The organism is Mycobacterium leprae TN, assembly GCF_000195855.1.
Lineage (GTDB): Bacteria > Actinomycetota > Actinomycetes > Mycobacteriales > Mycobacteriaceae > Mycobacterium > Mycobacterium leprae.
Map to the genome: position 1 here is coordinate 2,589,614 of NC_002677.1, position 20,348 is coordinate 2,609,961.

The 20,348-nt window shown below is 55.2% G+C and carries 12 protein-coding genes, 4 tRNA genes and 7 pseudogenes; 9 read left to right on the forward strand and 14 right to left on the reverse strand.

Annotated features, from left to right (window positions below; all coding sequences use genetic code 11):
• Positions 1-177: 177 nt before the first annotated feature.
• Both ML_RS11140 and ML_RS11145 read right to left on the reverse strand, forming a co-directional pair.
• On the reverse strand, positions 178-429 hold the full coding sequence (locus ML_RS11140) for a PIN-like domain-containing protein (protein WP_010908750.1): 252 nt from the start codon (positions 427-429) through the stop codon (positions 178-180).
• Positions 430-795: 366 nt separating this feature from the next.
• Entirely contained in the window at positions 796-1,140 is a 345-nt protein-coding gene (locus ML_RS11145) for a hypothetical protein (RefSeq protein ID WP_145985211.1), read from the reverse strand.
• A 287-nt stretch (positions 1,141-1,427) separates the two neighbouring features.
• Here ML_RS11145 and ML_RS19915 point away from each other — a divergent pair.
• Both ML_RS19915 and ML_RS18145 read left to right on the forward strand, forming a co-directional pair.
• A pseudogene (locus ML_RS19915) lies at positions 1,428-1,541 on the forward strand (rolling circle replication-associated protein); the annotation flags it as partial.
• 2,796 nt (positions 1,542-4,337) lie between these two features.
• Positions 4,338-4,661: a hypothetical protein gene (locus ML_RS18145; protein WP_306455890.1), complete on the forward strand. Its 324-nt coding sequence runs from the start codon at positions 4,338-4,340 to the stop codon at positions 4,659-4,661.
• 306 nt (positions 4,662-4,967) lie between these two features.
• On the opposite strand, the gene ML_RS11155 is transcribed toward ML_RS18145, so the two are convergent.
• From ML_RS11155 to ML_RS11165, 3 genes are all read right to left on the reverse strand, one after another.
• Positions 4,968-5,041: transfer RNA gene (locus ML_RS11155), tRNA-Phe, on the reverse strand.
• A gap of 31 nt (positions 5,042-5,072) precedes the next feature.
• Positions 5,073-5,146: transfer RNA gene (locus ML_RS11160), tRNA-Asp, on the reverse strand.
• A 30-nt stretch (positions 5,147-5,176) separates the two neighbouring features.
• A tRNA-Glu gene (locus ML_RS11165) sits at positions 5,177-5,249 on the reverse strand.
• Positions 5,250-5,372: 123 nt separating this feature from the next.
• Here ML_RS11165 and ML_RS11170 point away from each other — a divergent pair.
• A tRNA-Lys gene (locus ML_RS11170) sits at positions 5,373-5,445 on the forward strand.
• 636 nt (positions 5,446-6,081) lie between these two features.
• Here ML_RS11170 and ML_RS11175 read toward each other — a convergent pair.
• Positions 6,082-6,963: pseudogene (locus ML_RS11175) on the reverse strand (SAM-dependent methyltransferase).
• A 228-nt stretch (positions 6,964-7,191) separates the two neighbouring features.
• Between ML_RS11175 and ML_RS11180 the strand changes: the two are divergent.
• A pseudogene (locus ML_RS11180) lies at positions 7,192-7,525 on the forward strand (ArsR/SmtB family transcription factor).
• A 193-nt stretch (positions 7,526-7,718) separates the two neighbouring features.
• On the opposite strand, the gene ML_RS18150 reads toward ML_RS11180, so the two are convergent.
• Positions 7,719-8,048 carry an oxygenase MpaB family protein gene (locus ML_RS18150; RefSeq protein ID WP_064430370.1) on the reverse strand — a complete coding sequence of 110 codons (330 nt, stop codon included), beginning with the start codon at positions 8,046-8,048 and terminating at the stop codon, positions 7,719-7,721.
• A gap of 181 nt (positions 8,049-8,229) precedes the next feature.
• Entirely contained in the window at positions 8,230-8,631 is a 402-nt protein-coding gene (locus tag ML_RS19530; protein WP_111481077.1) for an oxygenase MpaB family protein, read from the reverse strand.
• A 164-nt stretch (positions 8,632-8,795) separates the two neighbouring features.
• On the opposite strand from ML_RS19530, the pseudogene ML_RS14425 reads away from it, so the two are divergent.
• From ML_RS14425 to phoU, 5 genes and pseudogenes are all read left to right on the forward strand, one after another.
• Positions 8,796-9,310, forward strand: a pseudogene (locus ML_RS14425) (TetR/AcrR family transcriptional regulator).
• Between the two features lie 292 nt (positions 9,311-9,602).
• Positions 9,603-10,619, forward strand: a complete 1,017-nt coding sequence (locus tag ML_RS11190) for an acyl-ACP desaturase (RefSeq protein WP_010908751.1) — start codon at positions 9,603-9,605, stop codon at positions 10,617-10,619.
• A 7-nt stretch (positions 10,620-10,626) separates the two neighbouring features.
• Positions 10,627-11,817, forward strand: coding sequence for a tRNA dihydrouridine synthase DusB (gene dusB, locus ML_RS11195; protein ID WP_041323230.1), 1,191 nt, complete (start codon positions 10,627-10,629; stop codon positions 11,815-11,817).
• Between the two features lie 681 nt (positions 11,818-12,498).
• A pseudogene (locus ML_RS19535) lies at positions 12,499-13,866 on the forward strand (LCP family protein); the annotation flags it as partial.
• 98 nt (positions 13,867-13,964) lie between these two features.
• A complete protein-coding gene (gene phoU, locus ML_RS11205; protein WP_010908753.1) occupies positions 13,965-14,633 on the forward strand; it encodes a phosphate signaling complex protein PhoU in 669 nt (222 codons plus the stop codon).
• Between the two features lie 26 nt (positions 14,634-14,659).
• On the opposite strand, the gene pstB is transcribed toward phoU, so the two are convergent.
• The 6 genes and pseudogenes from pstB to ML_RS11235 form a co-directional block, all read right to left on the reverse strand.
• Complete coding sequence (gene pstB / locus ML_RS11210) at positions 14,660-15,436, reverse strand: phosphate ABC transporter ATP-binding protein PstB (RefSeq protein ID WP_010908754.1); 777 nt, start codon at positions 15,434-15,436, stop codon at positions 14,660-14,662.
• Positions 15,437-15,506: 70 nt separating this feature from the next.
• Positions 15,507-16,265: pseudogene (locus ML_RS11215) on the reverse strand (ABC transporter permease family protein).
• Positions 16,266-16,608: 343 nt separating this feature from the next.
• Entirely contained in the window at positions 16,609-17,076 is a 468-nt protein-coding gene (locus tag ML_RS18155) for an ABC transporter permease (protein WP_306455891.1), read from the reverse strand.
• Between the two features lie 141 nt (positions 17,077-17,217).
• Positions 17,218-18,309, reverse strand: a complete 1,092-nt coding sequence (gene pstS, locus ML_RS11225) for a phosphate ABC transporter substrate-binding protein PstS (RefSeq protein ID WP_172591975.1) — start codon at positions 18,307-18,309, stop codon at positions 17,218-17,220.
• Positions 18,310-18,499: 190 nt separating this feature from the next.
• Positions 18,500-19,438, reverse strand: coding sequence for a mycothiol synthase (mshD, locus tag ML_RS11230; protein ID WP_162618286.1), 939 nt, complete (start codon positions 19,436-19,438; stop codon positions 18,500-18,502).
• A pseudogene (locus tag ML_RS11235) lies at positions 19,435-20,202 on the reverse strand (winged helix-turn-helix domain-containing protein). Before ML_RS11235 ends, mshD begins: the two are co-directional and overlap by 4 nt.
• Between the last annotated feature and the right edge of the window lie 146 nt (positions 20,203-20,348).

The window sequence follows — 20,348 nt, forward strand, 5'->3', positions numbered from 1 at the left end:
GTCCAAAAGACCGTAGTCTCCAGGACACACCCCGACTCGAACCATTTCGTCTGAGGTAATGGAGCTGTAAGAGTGGCCGAAATTTAGCTTGTCGTTGGTCGTTGGCATTCCTGCTGACTCCCAACGCTTTGCAGGACAAACCAGCCGTTGCCATCCCGTGGCGCATCCGGCACTACCCTACAAATGAACCACCTTCAGATGGTGTTCGATCAACATTTGCACCTCAATAGAGCTAATCCGGATGCGCTTGTAATTCGTGATAACTACCCAACCACGCTCACCGACATCGATGATCCAGTCAGAATCATCGATGCTCTTAGGAATCTTAGGAAGTAGTGCATCGATGAGGTGCCTAGCACAATAGGTGCAGTGTAGCGGAGGACCGCCACTATGCCTTTTCCCATCCGAAGCAAATTTCTCCCACGACATGTTACGACGTCCTCAAAAACAACCATCCCGTTGCTCGCACCTAGTCAGGCAGCGTTGCGATGTTTCGGAACGTAGCCAACCGCTGCACGAACTTGCGCGATGCTCAGCCCGTAATCGGCTGCGAAGTCTTCTTCTCACTCGCCAACATGACCATCCCAGCAACGTTTCGACTGCGACGCGGCTCCTGGCAAATGTCAACTGCCCACTGTAACTACCATGGGTTGACCAGGATGCCAGGAATTCGTCATCGACAGCCAATTCGACCACGTATGTTTCGCCACGCTCGTCCGCGCCCAACTGATCGCGCTTAACCACCGTCTAGCCCTCGCTGATAAATAGCTGGCCGATACGCACAATCATGTCCGTTTAGTCAAGACCCACCTCAACTCCGCCGATTGTCGGCTCACGATTCTGCGCCGACAGGGAGGGGCGAAGGTGCGCCAAGGTCAGGTCGATGCGGTAAGTCACCCAAAGCGCTTTGACTGCGGTCCGAAACCACCGTGTCGGGATTTCTTCCTGTAATTCAGCTCGCACCCGAACTCGACAAACTCGCCCCACATTACCCACTCTGTAATGCGAGAAGCGGCTCAAAGGAGCGAATCGTACCGCTTTGCCGCGGCGTCCGTACCCGTTTATCCAGCGCCACGCCGTCCCGCCACGCATCCCAATAATCCAGTCCACTTCCGAATAGAACATAGACAGAACTGGCATGTCAATAACATGGCACATGAATACCTTCCGTCACCGACACTATGTCTTCATGGCTATTTGCATACATGATCACCTCACCCGTCCTTGAATGATCGACTAGAAAGACACGGCACCGAAAAAAACTAGCGAGTGTAGTAGTTAACCTAAACTAACCCGATATTAGGTCGACTCCATCGCAGGCGTGTGAATGGGTGCCATAATCGAAAGCGTCCAGAATGCACGCGGCGAACGCAGGATTCATGGCTACTTGAATCGAACCTCTTCTCTTGTCCTCCAACCCATCTTTCCTTGCTTGCACTGCCGTCAACATCCTGAATGGATTACTTGCGTGCGACCCTAAACGCTTGGTGATCTACTTCACCAAACACTCGTCACCGAATTGATCGGGTAACAAGGAGTACTAACGCATCGTCTTCAACGCCTGGCGCAAGCTGGGGCACCGACCAAAGTTATTTTGGCGGTATTCCTGGACTTCAATGAATAACTATAGTCGTAACAATCGTTCGGGATACGTCATTTTTCGATTTGAAATAATAGTTTTTTGCTGCCCAGTTTCTCGTATTGCCACTCCTGATAAAGACAACGCAAGATCGGTCGAACGACTTAAAAAATTCTATCGTCCTTATATGTCTGCACTTCGGCGCAGTATGCATAGTAATCATCACATTGCCGACCTGATTGATCGGTTGCTTCCCACCGATAAAACCGGGTGATATATTTCCGCACCCAGTCCACATCAACACCGTTAAGGCACATACACCTATCATCCGGAAAACAACCTACACTATCAGAACAAAACTACCCTTGAACGCCTAAACTTGTCCGAAAAAGTGTTAAGTAATTAGGCCATGACATCACTCTGGGACTTCAATTCCTGAATTTATTTAGGAGCAATAGAATTGCTAAACTTGATCTCAAACACCTCAAAGAGATCCATACCGCTGTTGAGGTGTGGAATTGAATACGGGTCGTTCGGCATTACGGAATTAGGCGAGTACAGACTCATGCTGACACCCGTACTGCCGCCTTTGCCCATATCGGCCGTCATGACCGAGGACCGAAAAGACCACACAAAACGGCAGGATTTAACCGAGCTGTATACGTATGACAAGACACACAGACCTTAGAAAACTATTAGTGTGAAGGGCTTTCCATCAACGTTCGATGGCCACTCAGAAACTGGAGAACTTTCTTATGTAGGTAGTTGGTACGGTCGTCGTGGTCGCGACTGTGCTCCTCGCTTGGATACTACGGTAACCAAATAATTACGAGTTCCACTTCTGCGCGCCCCGTCAGGTGGGCCCGGTGAATTCTCTGGAGCGTGACCTCGTGGCCGCGAGTCGCTAAGGATGACGGCTTGTTAAGCTAAGAGCGCATTACCCATAATTACATGCAGGACAAAGAAATCGACCAGACCATCTGTATTTATAAACATCTACTAGGAGTAAGAAGGTCCAAGAACTATTTACGCATTGCCGCCCACACCCGTATCGACCAGACGGTCGATGACCCATAAAAAGCGGCTTCCAAAACTCGTGATGCTGTCGGGGCGCATTCCGCCCAATCGACAATAGTTGTTCCCGGAACAATTTGTATGGAATTTTTTATGTGGGAACAACTGTCGACTGTGGAAATTGCTACATAGCCATGCACTAGTGAAACGTCGGCAGACGAAATCAGCAGACGTGAGAACTGGTCGATACAGATTCGACCTGTCACTGGCCGTCACACTCTCACTGTTGGGTGCTTTGACGCAAGTAAAGATCAATTTTCTGGGGAATTACCAGCGGGTTAAGCCCATATATTAATTCGGGGACAGTGAACCAGCTTGTCATAGATATCAAGTACGAAATCAAACGTCCATCGGCTCAGCCTTATTAAGCAAGGTCACGACGACAGAGGAAGAAGCAGCCTGGCTTCTAACCAAATTGGATGAACTGCTAGATGTCCGGGGCTGCGGAATGGCCTGTAAGGCACGCTCGCGTATGTCAAAAATATTTTGACCCATCGTTATATTGCTCATCGATAAATTGGCTAGGTTGACCATCTACATGACGGATGAAGTCCTTAAAAAGCAAGTAACGGAATTGTTTTCACGCATATTGAACAAGAGAAGAAAAGTTCGGCATCGTGATCGCTGCATTCGCACAAGACTCGCGCAAAGATGCCTTGCCCATGTGCGGATTGTTCACCCAGACCACGCTTTGCGGCTTCATTCACACGAGGAGGCCACGATAGTTTCTGCGTGGCGGCACGGCTGATCGCGCACCCGTGCATCGCATCAACCCAAGTGACCCTGGTAATGGATACATTATCGACAGAAACGAGTCAACGGTACATGCTGACTACTGACCGTACTCGTTAACTCGTTCTACAAAAGAATAATACCTAATAGATACACTCGTCCTAGTCACGTGGGTCTAGTAAAGCGCTGAAGGTATCGACATGGTAATTCCCTGCACCACAACCAAGGCAACCCTTTTTGCGCTGTTTCCATAGCTGTTGAGAACAAAGAGGTGGGCGAACTGCTGGGCTTCTCGGCTGCGACTGTGAGTCGATGAGGAGCGTTCCATGAACACGGCGGAGACATGAGACTACCCTGCTACACGCTGTCAGATCGAGTAAGATGTTGAGAAACAAAGGAAATCCGAGCATACTTGAAGTAGGTGCTCCGCTAAATGGTCGGCTCGGTATAGTGCGGCATCCGAAAGCGAAATCAATTCAGCCGGCCAACCGCGCTACACTAGTGCGCGATCCAGCCTTCTCGTCGAGATGGGTCTAAACGCCATCCGCCTGTGCCTTATTGCTATAAGCGTAAATTTTCAAAGCCGAGCGGAACAGTGAAGCGACACTTGGCACCAGGCGGTTCGACCCCCGACTGGGCTGCATCACACTCGCCTAAATCTGGACCCAAATACAGCGCGTCAAAACACCCAGCCGTGTCGCCCAAGACGTGGAGTGGTTACACCCAGCATTGGAAACTCCTAACCGACCGACAAAATCTGCCGCAAGGGCGTATAGCAATTCGTCGACACCCTCACTGTCGGCCCGTGAGCTAAATTCACCACGCTTCGGCTGCTGCGGTCGATTCTCGACATAGCCTGCTAAAATGGTCGGATTCACATAAACTCAGATCAGGACGTATCAGCCGAGTGGATGCGTCCTGAGAACGCCACCGCTACCTCACGGACGCCCAAGTGGCCACGCTCGCAGCGGCGTGTGGCGACCAAGGCAACGTCGTAACTATCCTGACCTGTACCGAATTGTACTGGTCAGAACTCGTCGGCCTGAGCGTCGGCGACATCTACCTAACGGCGAGCAGGCTCAACGTCCGCCAAGCCGCGCCGGCAGTCAAAAGCCGGATCATAGTTGGCTCGCCAAAACGCGCGCAGCCGTCCGCACCGTCCCACTGCACGCCAATCGTTATCGATACCCTCAATCCACGCATCGACAACCATGCACCTCAAGAACAAGTGGTCTACCTCACCCGACCGGCGGCTTTACTCAGATCAAGCAACTGACGCCGGAAACCAACTGCAACAAATTCCTCAAAAAACCCACTTGGCGCACCTGTGACCATCCACAACCTCATACCAGCCTGGCCCGAGTGTCCGGCGCCGACCTTACGCTACGTACAGAAGATCCACACCAACTGGCACCACCAATATCTACAGCGATCTCATACACCGACAAACTCGGCTGCGTAGCCACGAACCTCGACCGGACCTGGCTCCACATCTCCGCAGCAACCCAGGCGAACGGATAGAAACCGGAGACACTGAAACGTCCATAGCTGCCATCACAGTGTCCGCACAGCTCAGAACCGGTAGCCAGGGGCGGGATCGAACCGCCGACCTTCCGCTTTTCAGGCGGACGCTCATACCGACTGAGCTACCTGGCCAGAAGGCAGCGTGTGTGCCTCGCTGCGCTAGCGACCCTGACGGGACTCGAACCCGCGACCTCCGCCGTGACAGGGCGGCGCGCTAACCAACTGCGCCACAGGGCCTTGCTTGTGCTCCACGTCACCGCGTAGCAGTACCCCCTACGGGATTCGAACCCGCGCTACCGCCTTGAAAGGGCGGCGTCCTAGGCCACTAGACGAAGGGGGCCAGAACCGCATCTCTCCGGGGTACTCACAACGCAGTTACCGTTGGAGCCCAGTCAGCTTAGGTCACCGTGGGCCCAATCCTCAAACGAGCTCAGTTCCCGAGACCGGTATCCTAAATATCCACGCCCCTATAGCTCAGTTGGTAGAGCTACGGACTTTTAATCCGCAGGTCCTAGGTTCGAGTCCTAGTGGGGGCACTGATCCCCCTGCTATCATTACGTTATCCGATGTTGGCGCCTTCGACGATAGCGCCGTGCAGCAACTCGTTTGCCAATGGTCTACCGGGGTGGTGCCGGACTTACTGGCACGGCGCGCGGCTAAACGACGTGTTACCGCCATATCGTTGGTTATGCTTTCCTGAATAAGTGGCGATGGAGTCAACCTTAACCAGGCCCGTTGCCCTGGTCACACTGGAAATCCGTCACCCGGCAACTGATTCCCGAACCGAATCATCCGGCTAGGAGCTGCAACACCGGTTTGCCATCAGTTGCCAATCAAACGTCAGACTCAAAACGTGGCTTGCAAGATGGTGGCTCTGGCACAGCACCGATGCCACCCGCGAAACGCAGCGAGGCAAATCACTCATTCTCCGTTACGGCCCAGGAATATCGGTCAGGCGGTCGATTCTAATTCCCATCTGCACCGGGTCATAGGGCCCAAACCTAGACCATTTTTCCTAACGGATATCGACCCCAGCTTCTGGACACGCAACAAGCCTATTCCGAAGTACGACAGGGATATGCTGGCTACAATTATCACGATTTGTACACACCAGTTCGTGCAGTATTTCAGGACTTGCTCACCAATTACATGAAAAATAACCTTCTGCACCACTAGGCTTTCGCACGCTCCTGACGGTATCGCATAAACGGACGAGTACCGCTATAGATTATAGCAGCGAAGTCCTCGGCGATGGCGTTTTCGGGATAGATCAAGCCATTAGCCGCACGAAGGTCCTTGACCGTGCGTGGACGATGTCTGCCAACCGCGCTGGCTTAGATAGTCGACGATGTGACGGCGTTGACTATGGTGGGCAAGATCGTTGAGATCGACTTTGAAGCCCAATTCACTCATCCGAGGATGAGTGAATTGGGCTACCGCTCGTTCATGAACGATAGCAATGGCGGGCACGAACGCAAAAGCCAGCCAACTGCCGGGACACTCAAAGCGGCGATGTTATCGAACAGGGCATCCTGGGCCACGTCCGGCAAGTAGACCAGCAACCCTTCGGTACTCTCCACGCCGTAACAGCCTGCGAGCCGAATCCCGCCGTCTTCAGCGCCGCAGTCCAGTCATCGCGCAAGTCGACCGCGACCATTGCGCCACTCGGCGGTTCGGCTCGGCGCCTAGATCACTCAATGTCACTGTCTTGAATTCGTCACCTTCGGTATGTGACCCTCGTAGACCACGGTACCCGCCGGCGACGTTAACCGATAGTTGCGCATTGAAACCTGCCACGAAAATCACTCCTGGCCGACGCCGCTCTTTGTCACATCAACAAAGTTATCATAGAACCTGGTGCGGTAAGCCATCCCCCGGGCCATTTGTTGCGGATTAAATCCGGAATTCTCGTCAACACAGAAATACGGCCGATGACCAGTCGCGTGTAGACGTCGAATCAAACAGCATGAACCAGCAGCGCAGCGTATGAGCTTTTCGTCAGAGACCAGCACTCGCTAAGCGGCAACCGTGGTCGCCGTCACCTCGACGCTCATCGCGAGATCTCAACGATCACGTTCGGTACGAGACAAAACGCTACCATACCTAACCACAAACACATGCAGAAATAAATGTTCAAGAATGGATATAGTTTATTCTATTTACTGTCGCAAGACCAATTCCCCACACTTTGGCGACAGCACTACTATACTGTATATATATATACAGATTATAGAATAGTATTAGGTAGTCGCGGTTGATTACCCGGTGATCAGGCCAGTTTAGTGATCGAATTGTTACCAATGTGGGCCGACACCACCCGGGTGCCAGTGTTGTAGTCGCTGACGAACCGTGAGATGTCCGTTAACGAACCCGCCGAACATGTGGACAAGCCAACATCGTCGGTCTCCCAGCACCTGACGAAACTGCGGATGACACGTCTGGTGCGCACCCGCCGTACTGCACCACAATTTTCTACAATCTGAAAAACGATCACGTACGCCAGTTGGTCATCGACGCCGTCTTTAACGCCGAACACGCCCAGGGATTACGCGTCATCACCGCGCCGAGGGTGGGTTGAAGCCAGCCCACGAATCCGCAACGCCACCCACCCGCTAGGGCGGCGGATAACGAGATCACCAAGCAGCAAACTCACGACGCACCGCATGCGCATGAACACCACCATGGCATGGTGTCCCACTCGGCCCGAACCGCAGAGGTTAGTCAGGATTCAGAGCAGTAATGCATCGTGGTTGTCCCGCTCATCCTGGGACAACCGGTTGCGCACAGACGCCTGCACCAACGATGCGTGTCAGCGGGCACGCGCCCAGTCGCACGATCCCAGTCGGCGCTGGCCCACGGACGCTTCTACAACCGGTGCGGCACCAACGCGAAGACTCAAGCGGACAAAGCTGCCAAAGCGCCTGTGCAACCATTCGTCGCTACGCAACCACCGGTAACCCACCGACTCCCGGACCGGTGGATCGTAAAGACCGACAGTAAGCCAAAACAAAGAACAGGGCCAGTAATCTACTGCTACGCTGCCCACAACCAATCCGGAACCCATTGAGCGAAAGAAAGCAGGTTTAGATAGTTCGATCATATCGAGTACGGCACTTGCCTCCTGATTATTCTCCAACATGCTGCGACACACTCGATCTCAGTAGACCCGGAATTCCTCCAAGACGTCTGCGCCGGGCGCATATTCATTCCAGATATATATATATATATATATATATATATATATATCTGATACCACGCGATGTGTTCATCGAACAGATGACGCTTCTGGCCTTCGATCAGGCCGCTGTACAATCGTCCTGCTAAATGCAAAATTCCAACAAAGAACGTGGCATACACCTAGTAAAATTATAGCGGGAAGTATGATGCATGGTAGCGACAGTTAACAGCGTCGACGCATTTGACGGTAAGATGATATCATGCACCTTAGCGGCGGTCACCGAGGTATGGTCGTCATCGAAAACAACAGCGCCAATTTGGTAAAACGACCGCAGCAGCCGCTGCCAGTGTTCCCGGAAAGGGTCAAATGATCTTCGACCACCGCGCCCAGCTAGAGGATAAATATTCTGCATCGATCGCGCCCTGGCCCCTGCAACAGGCCACGCTAATCGCCGAAATACCGCCACGTCAGCGATTCTGAGCGAAGCGGGAGTGGCGGCGCGTTGTAGCCAGTGACGACACCGGACAGCAACCAACCACACCATCGTGATCTTTAGCGCTGGTAAACGGGCACGCGGCCGACGAATCTTGAGTCACTGACGTGTTTCTGTAGATGTTGAGTCATTCTGACTACACACGTTGTCGCTTTGAAACTCTAGGGAGTGGTGCGCAGTCCCATCAACGATGGGGCTGTTAGTCTGGCGTCGCACTGGAAAGTTGCCTAGCTGTACGTCGCGATAACTTGATCGCTGCCGGTACGCAATTACTCGGCAGCTACAGCGGATCGGTGCTGACCATCCACGCGGTATCCCCAGAGCCGAGCTGACCAAAAGGTACTCCTCCGAACACTTCCTGACCGTGACGAAGACAAATTTTGTGCGTGTGGTTTACGACGACGTCTGCACGCGGGCCATGACAACCCTCGTCTCGGCGAAGACCCCTCAAGAAGACCGTCAAACCAATTTGTCGCGCTTTTGGTCGACAACCTGATGCGCTGGCACGTGCTGCTTACTGGCACCTAACAGTCAAGCCCGTGCTGGCTAAGTCCGGCGCGGAATGGCTGCCCAACTTCATCGCGTTGCCGCAATACAAGTTATCCTGGATCAGCAGCGACCCTGTCTTACAAAAAATGGTCGCCGCCAGCTTGACCGGAGACCTCACCGGTCTGTTCACCACCTAGTATCTGCGTATCTGCACGGACTGCCGGGGGCCACACGCGAATAGTTCATCGACTACTGCACTGGGGATGCTGCTAAATACGGCTGCCACATGCGTACCCCGGACAAGCTGAAGGAAATCGAGCGATCGGTGCATTCCACGACGTGTGACTGGGGTTGCCCGGCAGGGAGCTACAAAGTTCCCTGCAGTCCTGTTTTCGAGGGTTACGCGAAGGATGAGCTGGCCAGCCGATGCGGCCGGTAACCCCACGACGTGGCATGCCGGAAGGGAACTTGATGCTACCGAGATACACAGATATGTTGACTGCAACCAATAGACACAGATAACTGGAGGAGCCATGTCAGCCGAGCTGACCGACCTACAGCTGCTGCACGAGCTCGAACCGGTCGTGGAGAAGTACATGAACCGTCATGAACGCCTACACAAGAACTGGAATCCGCACGACTATATCCCGTGGTCGGATGGCAAGAACTTCTACGCTCTCGGCGGTCAGGATTGGGACCCCGAGCAGAGCCAGCTCTCCGATGTCGCCCAAGTAGCGATGGTACAGAACCTGGTCACCGAGGACAACCTGCCGTCGTATCACCGAGAAATCGCGATGACCATGGGCATGGACGGTGCATGGGGGCAGTGGGTCAACCGCTGGACAGCCGAGGAAAACCGGCACGGAATCGCGCTGCGCGACTATCTGGTGGTGACCCGCGCGGTCGATCCGGTGGAGCTAGAGAAACTACGCATCGAGGTAGTCAACCGGGGTTTCAGCCCGGGCCAGAATCACCAAGGCGGACTCTTCGCCGACACCCTGTTCGACTCGATCCTCTACGTCACATTCCAGGAGCTGGCTACCCGCGTCTCGCACCGCAACACGGGTAAGGCCTGCAACGAGACGATCGCTGACCAGCTGCTCGCTAAAATATCGAGCGATGAAAACCTGCACATGATCTTCTACCGGGACGTCAGCGAAGCTGGCATAGAGCTCGCACCCAACCTTGCGATCAAGGCACTGCACAAGATCCTGCACAACTTTAAGATGCCGGGATTCCTGGTTCCTGAGTTCCGGCGTAAGGCCGTGATAATTGCCGTCGGTGGCGTCTACGACATTCGGATCCACCTTGACGAGGTGGTCATGCCGGTGCTCAAAAAATGGCGGATCTTGGAGCGCGAAGACTTCAGCGGCGAGGGTACACGGTTGCGTGACGAAATCGGCGAGCATCTTACAGAGCTTGAGGCCGCGTGCGACAAGTTCGAAGTCTCCAAGCAGCGCTACATTGAACGCGAAGCCCGCCGGACTGAGAAAATCACCGCACGCAAGGTGCTATCTACCGAAGGCACGCTGAGGATGAGTGGGCGGTAGTTGACCATTGCGCATCGGCCCGATAGAGCTTACCAGCCCGGTTGTGTTGGCTCCGATGGCCGGAGTAACGAACGTCACATTCCGGACACTGTGCCGTGAATTTGGTTCAACGCGTGGCAACCTGCTGCGCCCAGCTCCACCGCACTTGCGATCGCCACTAGAACAATCGCAGGTAGGCACCATCAGCGGACTGTACGTCTGCGAAATGGTGACCGCGCGTGCACTAGTCGAGCGAAATGCAGTCACGATACACATGACCACGTTCGCACCGGACGAGTCGCCCCGGTCGTTGCAGCTCTACACCGTGGACCCGGCTACCACGTACACGGCCGCCAAGATGGTCGCTGACGAAGGTTTGGCCGATCACATCGATATGAATTTCGGCTGCCCGATGCCCAAGGTCACCAGACGCGGCGGCGGGGCAGCGCTGCCATACAAACGGCGACTGTTTGGCCAGATCGTCGCTGCCGCTGTGCGTGCTACCGAAGGCACCAAAATACCGGTGACCGTCAAGTTCCGCATCGGCATCGACGACGAGCATCACACCCACCTAGATGCCGGCCGTATCGCCGAAGCTGAGGGCGCAGCCGCGGTCGCATTGCACGCCCGGACGGCGGCTCAACGCTACTCCGGCACCGCTGATTGGGCACAGATCGCCCAACTCAAACAGCAGGTAAGGACGATTCCTGTGCTCGGCAATGGGGACATCTACGACGCGAGCGACGCGCTGGCCATGATGGCCGTCACTGGGTGCGACGGCGTGGTCATCGGCCGCGGCTGCCTGGGCCGTCCGTGGCTGTTCGCCGAGCTGTCGGCCGCGTTCACCGGCAGACCTGCCCCCGCCCCGCCCACACTCGGCGAAGTCGCCGAAATCGTCCGTCGGCACGGCAAACTGCTAGTCGCCCATTTCGGCGAAGACAAAGGCATGCGCGACATCCGCAAACACATCGCGTGGTACCTGCACGGCTTTCCCGCCGGATCCGAATTGCGAAACGCACTGGCACTGGTCAAAACGCTCGATGAACTTGACTGCCTATTAAACCGGTTGGACGGAGCTGTTCCGTTCCCGGATGCCGCGATCGGACCCCGGGGTAGGCAGGGTTCACCCGCCTGGGTGGCATTGCCCGACAGCTGGCTGACTGACCCTGACGACTGCACAGTGCCGATCGGCGCCGACATCATGGAATCTGGTGGCTGAATCGAAACTCTGCCAAAACCGCGTCTCGATCGATAATTCAGTACCATATGCCCTTAAGTGGCAGTTGTAGCGCTGATAATACCAGCGGTGCATTGACCATTTTGCACGGTGTGACGTCCGCACAGAGCTGCGGAAACCGGCAGGACGTGAATTAGAGCGAGAATAGCGCCACTCTTGACCATCGACGCGGATACGGTGCCGACAGCGATGATCAACGAATTACCCCCGACGCGCAGCGAACGTTTAACGCCGCGCTGTAAGAGCCCAGATTTTGCATCCGAACACGATCATGTGTCCTACCGATGGCCGGACGAATCGCCCGTCGACACCAAAAAGACCGGATCTCATGCCGTCGGCCTAATATACCGTCACCGATTTAATCGCCAAAATTGGCGCTTACACTCCCGAGCGGTCCAGTCACCCCTAATATATAGCCCACCACCAAACCCCGGACATCAAACCACCCGATGTCTTAGCCGATGTCACCGATTACCCCGACGACGAGTAAGGTACCCAGTTCATCGACATACCGACCTTAATCCTCGGAGATCGTTTTAGCGATTCCCGATCTCGGAACGGCCCACTATCCGTACGACAGCGTACATACGCCAACCCCCATCACACGAGGTGCTGCCCGCGCCAAATGGCGGAACCTCAGCGCCCGAGGCCCTTAAGACCCGCAAACAACAACCTAAATTAAGCCGCCGACCGATGTTGCTGGCCGGACGCATACTGTCGGGGTTGTTTGCAGTGCTGAATCCTGGTCCTGACCGACGCGGCTTGGCCGGTGGAAAGCCTCGAAGAAAAACCACCTGAACACCGTCAGCGCGCTTGACTCGGGCTCGCACAATATCGCCGACCCCAGCAGGCGGCACGGCAACGAGAATTTTTGATCGGCGGTATGGATTCACGCGCAGGGGCGAACGCCAACATGGGCGCAAACTACACCGAAGACGTCGACAGCATACGGTCGGACACCGTGATGCTGATGAACATCCTGGCAAACCGCAAACGCATGGTGGTGATCTCGTTCCCCCCCTCCCCGCAACCTGACGATCATCCCGATACCGTGAGACATCTGGGACCCTGAAACCGGCAAATACGGACCCATCTACAACGAGAAGAGGTGTGCAGGAAAACTCCGACACAAGACTACGAATTAGGCGCGGTGCTAGACTACCGCGAACGCAAGGTTGTCAACCGGGCAACAGTATTGAACTATGTGCGAGCCCGTAAGGTCACTACCGACTTCACTGGGGACTACCGCCGCATCAAACGACAGCAATTATCCTTGTCGTCGCTGCTGAGTTCTACGATCTTGTCGGATACATTATTCAACCTGAATAAGCTCAACAACCTCGTCAACATGTTCATCAGCAAGAGCTACGTCGACAATGTCAAGACCAAAGACTTAGCCCAGCTGGGCATGTCATTGCAGGGCATGGCGACCGGGCACATTACGTTTGTTACCGTGCCTACCGGCGTAACAGACGGAAACGGCAACGAACCACCACGCACGGCCGACATGCGGGTGCTTTTCGATGCCATCATCAATGATGACCCCTTACCTCTCGAAAACAATCAGAATACGCAAAGTTCGGGGATGACACCGACAACTACACCTACCCCCAAGAAGGCGATACTGAACAACCCCGCCCCAGAGGTTCAGCATAAGCAGATGACGATAACCTCGCCGCGAGGCATGACCCGTGCAGGTGTTCAAGTAAACCAACCGACCAAGTCTGGCAACCACCGCAGCCAACAAACTCAAGCAGGCCAACTTCAACTGTTATGACGTCAAGAAGACTACTCGGGTTCACCTAGGGCCACTACGGTCTTCTTCTCGCCCGGAATCGAGCAGGCCTTAACCACCGTGGTATCGACGTTCTCCAATTTCAAAAGTCCAGCAAATTAACGGAATTGGCAACGTAGTTCACGTTGTCCTCGTCCCAGACTTTAATGCTGTGATCACTCCCCTCGCCCAACGGCACATCGGTCACCGTGCAGATAGACCGCAAATCCAACAACCCGTCAACTAAACTGCCTTAGGACCTGACGTTGACCAACGCAGCCGACACGACCTGCGGATAGTCGTCTAGACGTGGTTTCGCCACCGTTTTCGATCTCGAGAACGTAGGCTTAACCACATGCGAACCGCCTACCATGAGCAACTCTCGGAGTTATCTGAGCGGCTCAGCGAGATGTGCGGGCTGGCAGGAATCGCCATGGAGCGGGCCACCCAAGCATTGCTGCAAGCCGATCTGATGCTTGCAGAACAAGTGATCACCGACCACGAAAAGATCGCGACCCGCAGCGCTCGCGCCGAAGAGAGCGCTTTCGTACTGCTGGCCTTACAAGCGCCGGTGGCCGGTGACCTCAGAGCAATCGTGAGCGCCATCCAGATGGTGGCTGCCATTGATCGGATGGGTGCGCTGGCCTTACACGTTGCTAAGACCGCACGCCGGCGCCACCCTCAGCACGTGTTGCCTGAAGAGGTCAATGGATATTTTGCCGAAATAGGTCGAGTTGCAGTCGAATTGGGTAACGGTGCACAAGAAGTGGTGTTGTCCCGCGACCCGGAGAAAGCTGCCCAGATCCGCGAAAAAGACGACGCGATGGACGAGCTGCACCGGCATTTATTCTCGGTGCTGATGGATCGCGAATGGAAGCACGGCGTGGCGGCCGCCGTCGACGTGACGTTGCTAGGCAGGTTCTATGAACGTTTCGCCGACCACGCCGTTGAAGTGGCACGCCGAGTCATCTTCCAGGCTACCGGCAGTTTTCCGGAAGACGACACGGTGCCAGGCTCACGCTAAGTGGTTTGCCCGGCCGTTTCTATGAACTAGCCGAAGCGGCCGGAGATGTAGTCCTCAGTGGCCTTTTCGGTCGGATTGGAAAAGATTTTCTCGGTGTCATCTATCTCCACCAGCCGGCCGGGTCTTCCTACGGCTTCCAAGTTGAAGAACGCAGTCTGATCGCTCACCCGCGCCGCCTGCTGCATGTTGTGGGTAACTATTACAATGGTGTACTCCTGTTTCAATTCACCGATCAGTTCTTCGATAGCCATCGTCGAAATGGGATCGAGCGAGGAGCACGGCTCGTCCATGAGTAACACGTCTGGTTGCACGGCAATGGCCCGAGCGATACACAGCCGTTGCTGCTGCCCCCCGGACAGTCCACCGCCAGGCTTATCCAATCGGTCCTTGACCTCATCCCACAGATTCGTACCGCGCAAAAAGTATTCTGCGGTATCATCAAGCACCTTACGATTACGCACGCCTTGCAGCTTCAAACCGGCCACCACGTTATCGCGAATTGACATGGCGGGGAACGGGTTGGGCCGCTGGAACACCATCCCGATCGCCCGTCGCACACCGACGGGATCGATACCCGGGGCATAAATGTCTTCATCGTCGAGTAACACGGTGCCCTCAACACGGGCGCCAGGGACGACCTCATGCATCCGATTTAAGGTGCGCAACACCGTCGTCTTGCCGCAGCCTGAGGCTCCGATGAACGCCGTCACGCTTCTGGGCAGTACCGCCAGCGACACATCCAAAACTGCTTGAAAAGATCCGTAATAAATGTTGACGCCTTTGAGATCCAATCTCTTGGCCACTTGGTTCTCCTGCCTACAATTTCTTAGGGACGAACATTTTCTCGGTTACTCTGGACCCGATATTTAAGTATTAATTAAGCACAACGATTATCGGGGTCAGCGCGGCGCCCTACAGCCGATCCGTGTTAACCGTGTTGTTGTCAACATCGGCCGAAGTTTGGTCACACATCATGCCGGGCAGTGACCCTATGAACCCTCTGAAAATGCCAAAGTTGATTTCCTGCGAATAGCCAACCAGGATCAGCAGTGGGGCCATCTCCCCCATCACTCGAGCTAACACCAACATGATTTCGGTAACAATTCCAGATAGCGACTTCGGAATCACAATTATAGCAATCTTTTTCCCTTCGGAACCTTTGGAGTGTAACTGGCCTCGTGCAGATCCATCGGAACGATTTGCAGCATTTTCTCGGTAGCCCAGTCGATCTACCGGGAGCATCAACAACACCAACGCCATCATGAACTTGGCACAAACAAGACCCAACGTCGCCACACACAGTACGTATATGAGAACAGTGCCACCACGATCTAGAATAGAACACTTAGGATATCCATCATGGATGTAGCTAGCGTGCGCCAGCGTTGTACCACTACCGTATTCAACCAGATAGATCCCGACCATGAAGACAATCGGCATGGAAATTGCAGTGCATATCAATCCCTGCAACAAGGTGCCGACGATCACGTGATACGCGCCACCGCCAACCACGAACTACGTCAAGACGAGCAATGTCACGATTACAGTCACGAAGCTGTTCACAACTCGACGACATCGACCAAGCCCGGAGAACGTCCCTTCCTTGAACGACCGGTCCAGGATCGAAGTCATCAATTTCGTCTTCTAATTCCGGCGACAACACTACGCACTGAGACATCGATCACGAAGGCGACTAATGAAAAGCCCCAGCCGGGCAGCAATATAAGGACCAGCCTTGTATCGATCATCGAATGCCGATGCGATGGCGACAATCTGGGTTGCAAAGGTGTAACCGCCATGGAATGGCGGTTAACCAAACGTTTTCTGAGTGCTGTGCAAGATGATCAGCAGTGCGACCATCGCCCCCAGGGCGCGTACTAGGCCTAGCAATACGACCGTGGCCAAAACAATAACCAGCGGTGAAGATAGTGCCGACACCTGCCAATGACATATTGCCACTGGCTAAGAGAATGCATCAGACCAGAGTTCGATCGAGCCAAGTTGTGATCGGACACAGCTGCGGTGCCAGTACGTACCAACCCCAGACACCACAAATGATCGAGGGCACTACGGCCAACAAATCGACCGAATAAGCCACCGCGCCGACTACCCGCCGCGGTGCATACTGGGTGATGAACAGAGCGACTCCCGAAGCAGTCGACATCACCAAGATCAATGCGAACAGTGACACCAACACCGTCACCTGCAGCAGATCAAAGATTCCGAAGTTCATCACGGAGATATCGGCAATGACCCACGTGCCGCTGTAGCTGAAGAAGTTCTCTTTGTCGCGCCGCAACGCGGGTATCGCGCGACACAGCAATAACGCGCCTACCACGGCTATGACCACAATCCGGACTCCGGAACCCTCCACAACAGCCTGCGAAATCTCTGGTCTCCCAAGTTCGGCCGCCGCCCACGAGCTTATTAGTGCGATCGGCAACTCGAGAGGGGCATGGATACCACCGAACCCGCATAGGCTTAGGTTGGCGTTGTAACCGTAATCCCATCCCTGTTATTTCTGCCGTCACTTTTAAACCGCCTGTTGCCCGCTTGAGAAAAGATGTCGCACAGAGACAATTTGCTACTGCATTGCATTGATCGCGCTGACCAGTCGTTTTTTAATTGTATCGGGCAGCGGGACATAGCCGACCGCTGCAAGACCGGCCTGACCGTCATTGGCTGCCACGGTGAGGAATGACTTGATCGCCGCAAACGTGTCCGGATCGTAGCCTTTCGAGCAGACGATTTCATATGTGGCCAAGACCAACGGGTAAGCATTAGACTGTTCGGTGCTGTACATCGCGTTCAGGTCCAGTACTAGGTCGTTGCCGACGGACACGAAGTTGGCTGCGTTTATGCCATTGCGTGCCGTGTCGTCGGTAAGCGGTACGCCGCCACTGCCGGTGTCAATCTGGGCGAACGGCAATCCAGCCCGATCAGCGAAGCTCTTCTCAACATAACCAAAGGCGCCTGGAGTAGTCTGCACCGCCTGGATTACACCAGCCGACTTCTGGACCCCTTCGCCAACACCGCCCTGAAACTCGGCACCGACCCCTTTGGCCCAGCTCTGTGGTGCATCGGTCGTCAAATACTTCTGCAAGTTGTCGGTGGTTCCCGATGCATCCGCCCGATAGATCGGCATGATCCTGAGGTTGGGCAGGACAACACCTGGATTGAGAGCCGCCAGTATCCCGTCGTTCCATGTCGTAATCACGCCACTGAAGATTTTGGCCAACACGTCACTATTGACGGTCAACATTTGAACGCCTGGCAGGTTGTAAACCAACGCAACCGGACCGAACACCAGCGGCAGATCCCAGGCCGGGTTGCCTTTACAGCGTTTGGCGGCCGGGCCGAGTTGATCCGCAAGCAGCGGTGAGTCCGAGCCAGCGAAGTCGATACGGCCGGCAATGAATTGCTCACGACCAGCACCCGACCCAGTCGGGTTGTATGACACGGTCTTGTCAGGGCACAACTTTCCCCAAATCTGATTAAACAATGCGATCGCGTTCTGTTGAGCGGTCGACCCTTCAGCCGTCATTGTTCTTTTGCCGCCGCAAGCCGCGGTGTCAGCCGATTTCCCTGAGATGGATGTTGTCGCAGTATGGCCGCGATTGACGTCACTACCGCACGCGGATAACACCCCGGCGGTGACCGCCGTCGTCAACACCATCGCAAACGCCCTGCATACCTTGTCGTGGTTCACCGATCTCGCTTTCTCAGCGCACTTTCGACGCACACCCGCACCGCTGGCCGAGCGCAAAGTGGCCTGGTCACCCGGAAAGTATGCACCGCAGGAACCCAGAAACATCGCTATTGGGGTGAACAACACCGGTGAATACTGCATGAAACTGGGCTTTCGCTCAGTCATCGATCCGGGCTAGTGCGTAAGCAGTGTCAACACTGTACGTGGTAAAGCCTAGCCGCTCGTAGGTCCGCGCCGCGGCGACGTTGTCCGATTCCACATAGAGCATCACGGTGGGTTCGGCCGAAGGCCCAACAAGCCGCTGCGCCAGCGAAGCGATACCGATCGATGTCAACATCTGTCCCAGGCCACGGCCCTGAGCGGACGGGTCGACGCCTAGGACATAGACCTCACCTAGGCCTGGGTGAGCTGCATGCACCTTGGTCCAGTGGAAACCCAATAGTTTGCCCGGTTGGTTGCTCGAGGAGTCACCGAAAGCCAAGAATAAGCCCGCCGGGTCAAACCACGGTTCGCTGCGGCGCTCCGCTAACTGGGTTGCAGTCCAACCGCCCTGTTCCGGATGGCCGGCAAACGCGGCGTTGTTGACCCGTAACAACTCAGCGTCATCAACCGTACCCACGTAGGTCCGTACCCACACCCCCAACTGATCGGGGACCATCGGGTCAGGGATAGTTCGCAGCGAACGTTGCATCTGCACCAGTTCACGTACCGGTACCAGACCCAGCACAGACGCAGTTGCCCGGGCCGATGCTAGCGTGCCGTGCGCCCAAAACCTGTTGCGCCCCCCGGTCTTCGCCAGCGCCGCACGTACCATTGCGGCGCCAACACCGCGACGGCGCTCCCGCGGATGCACCACCAACTCGGCCATAGCAACGCCCGCATCACGTGGCGAGCTGAGATTGAGATAGCCGATAATCGGTGCGTAGGGTCTCGAATCCGTGACCAGAAGGTGCTCGGTGCGGTCGTAGCCGAGTTCCCGCAACACCTGCTCTCCAACGGGTGATACCTCATCGAATTCGGTTGCCGCCGAAATAATCTCGCGCACTAACCGCTGCTCATCGGCGGAAAGTGCGAAACGCCAGTTAAGTACCATCACTGACTATGTAACGAGTCGACCATCGGGTGATCGAAATCGTCAGGTTTGATGTCCTGATCGTAGGGCCCCGCGATCGTCGCACAGCCGAGCACCGGCTGGACCGCCTTGTAACCCACATTGCGTACCATACCGATCAGTGCTTCATGTTCGCGCCCAAGTCTTGCCCACAGTCAACGCACGTACACATCGACAGCCCGGGTCCCGCCAAAAAGTCCTACCCCACCACCTCATGCAATAGCTGCGCGGGGGTGAACACCCGGCCGGCTAACTGTGCCAAGTACTCCAGCAGCTCGAACTCTTTGGAAGTGAGATGATGAAGTGGGCACCCAGGCAGTCGTGCGGTGTATATCGCCTTCATCGACGACCAGCTCGCCCAGGCTGACTTTATCCCGCGGTCTCCTGGTCGGAGAATCTACCACGGCAACAGACAACCAGCCATAACTGGGCATCAATCTTCGCGGAACCGGTACTGGGCAAGAGGATCTCTTCCAGCCCCCAAGTAGGACTGATCGCCACCAGCCGGCCTTCACTCATCCAACGCTAAGATCAAGGCCGAGCGGCTCGCCCTGCTCAGCAGGCAAGACAAACCGCGTGCAAACAATAATATTGTAGCGTGTCGACGAGCACGGCATCCGCTGCTCCGTCCTTAAGCAACGAGGACGGTCCTGCCAGCACCGTCCGCACGGTGTGGGGCAGCAGCGACAACGACGGCACACCGGGTCGGGATGTATCTCCGAGATCAATACAATATATAGTAGCTCCAACAACCCCAAGTGTCGTGGAAAAGGAATTTCCCAAACCGCATAGTGACACGCACTGTTTGAGTGCTAGGTCTATAGCACAATAACGTGCCACTAAGTCTTATAGACCCGACGACAAGGCGTTTCGGGAATAATCATGCCGCTGGTCG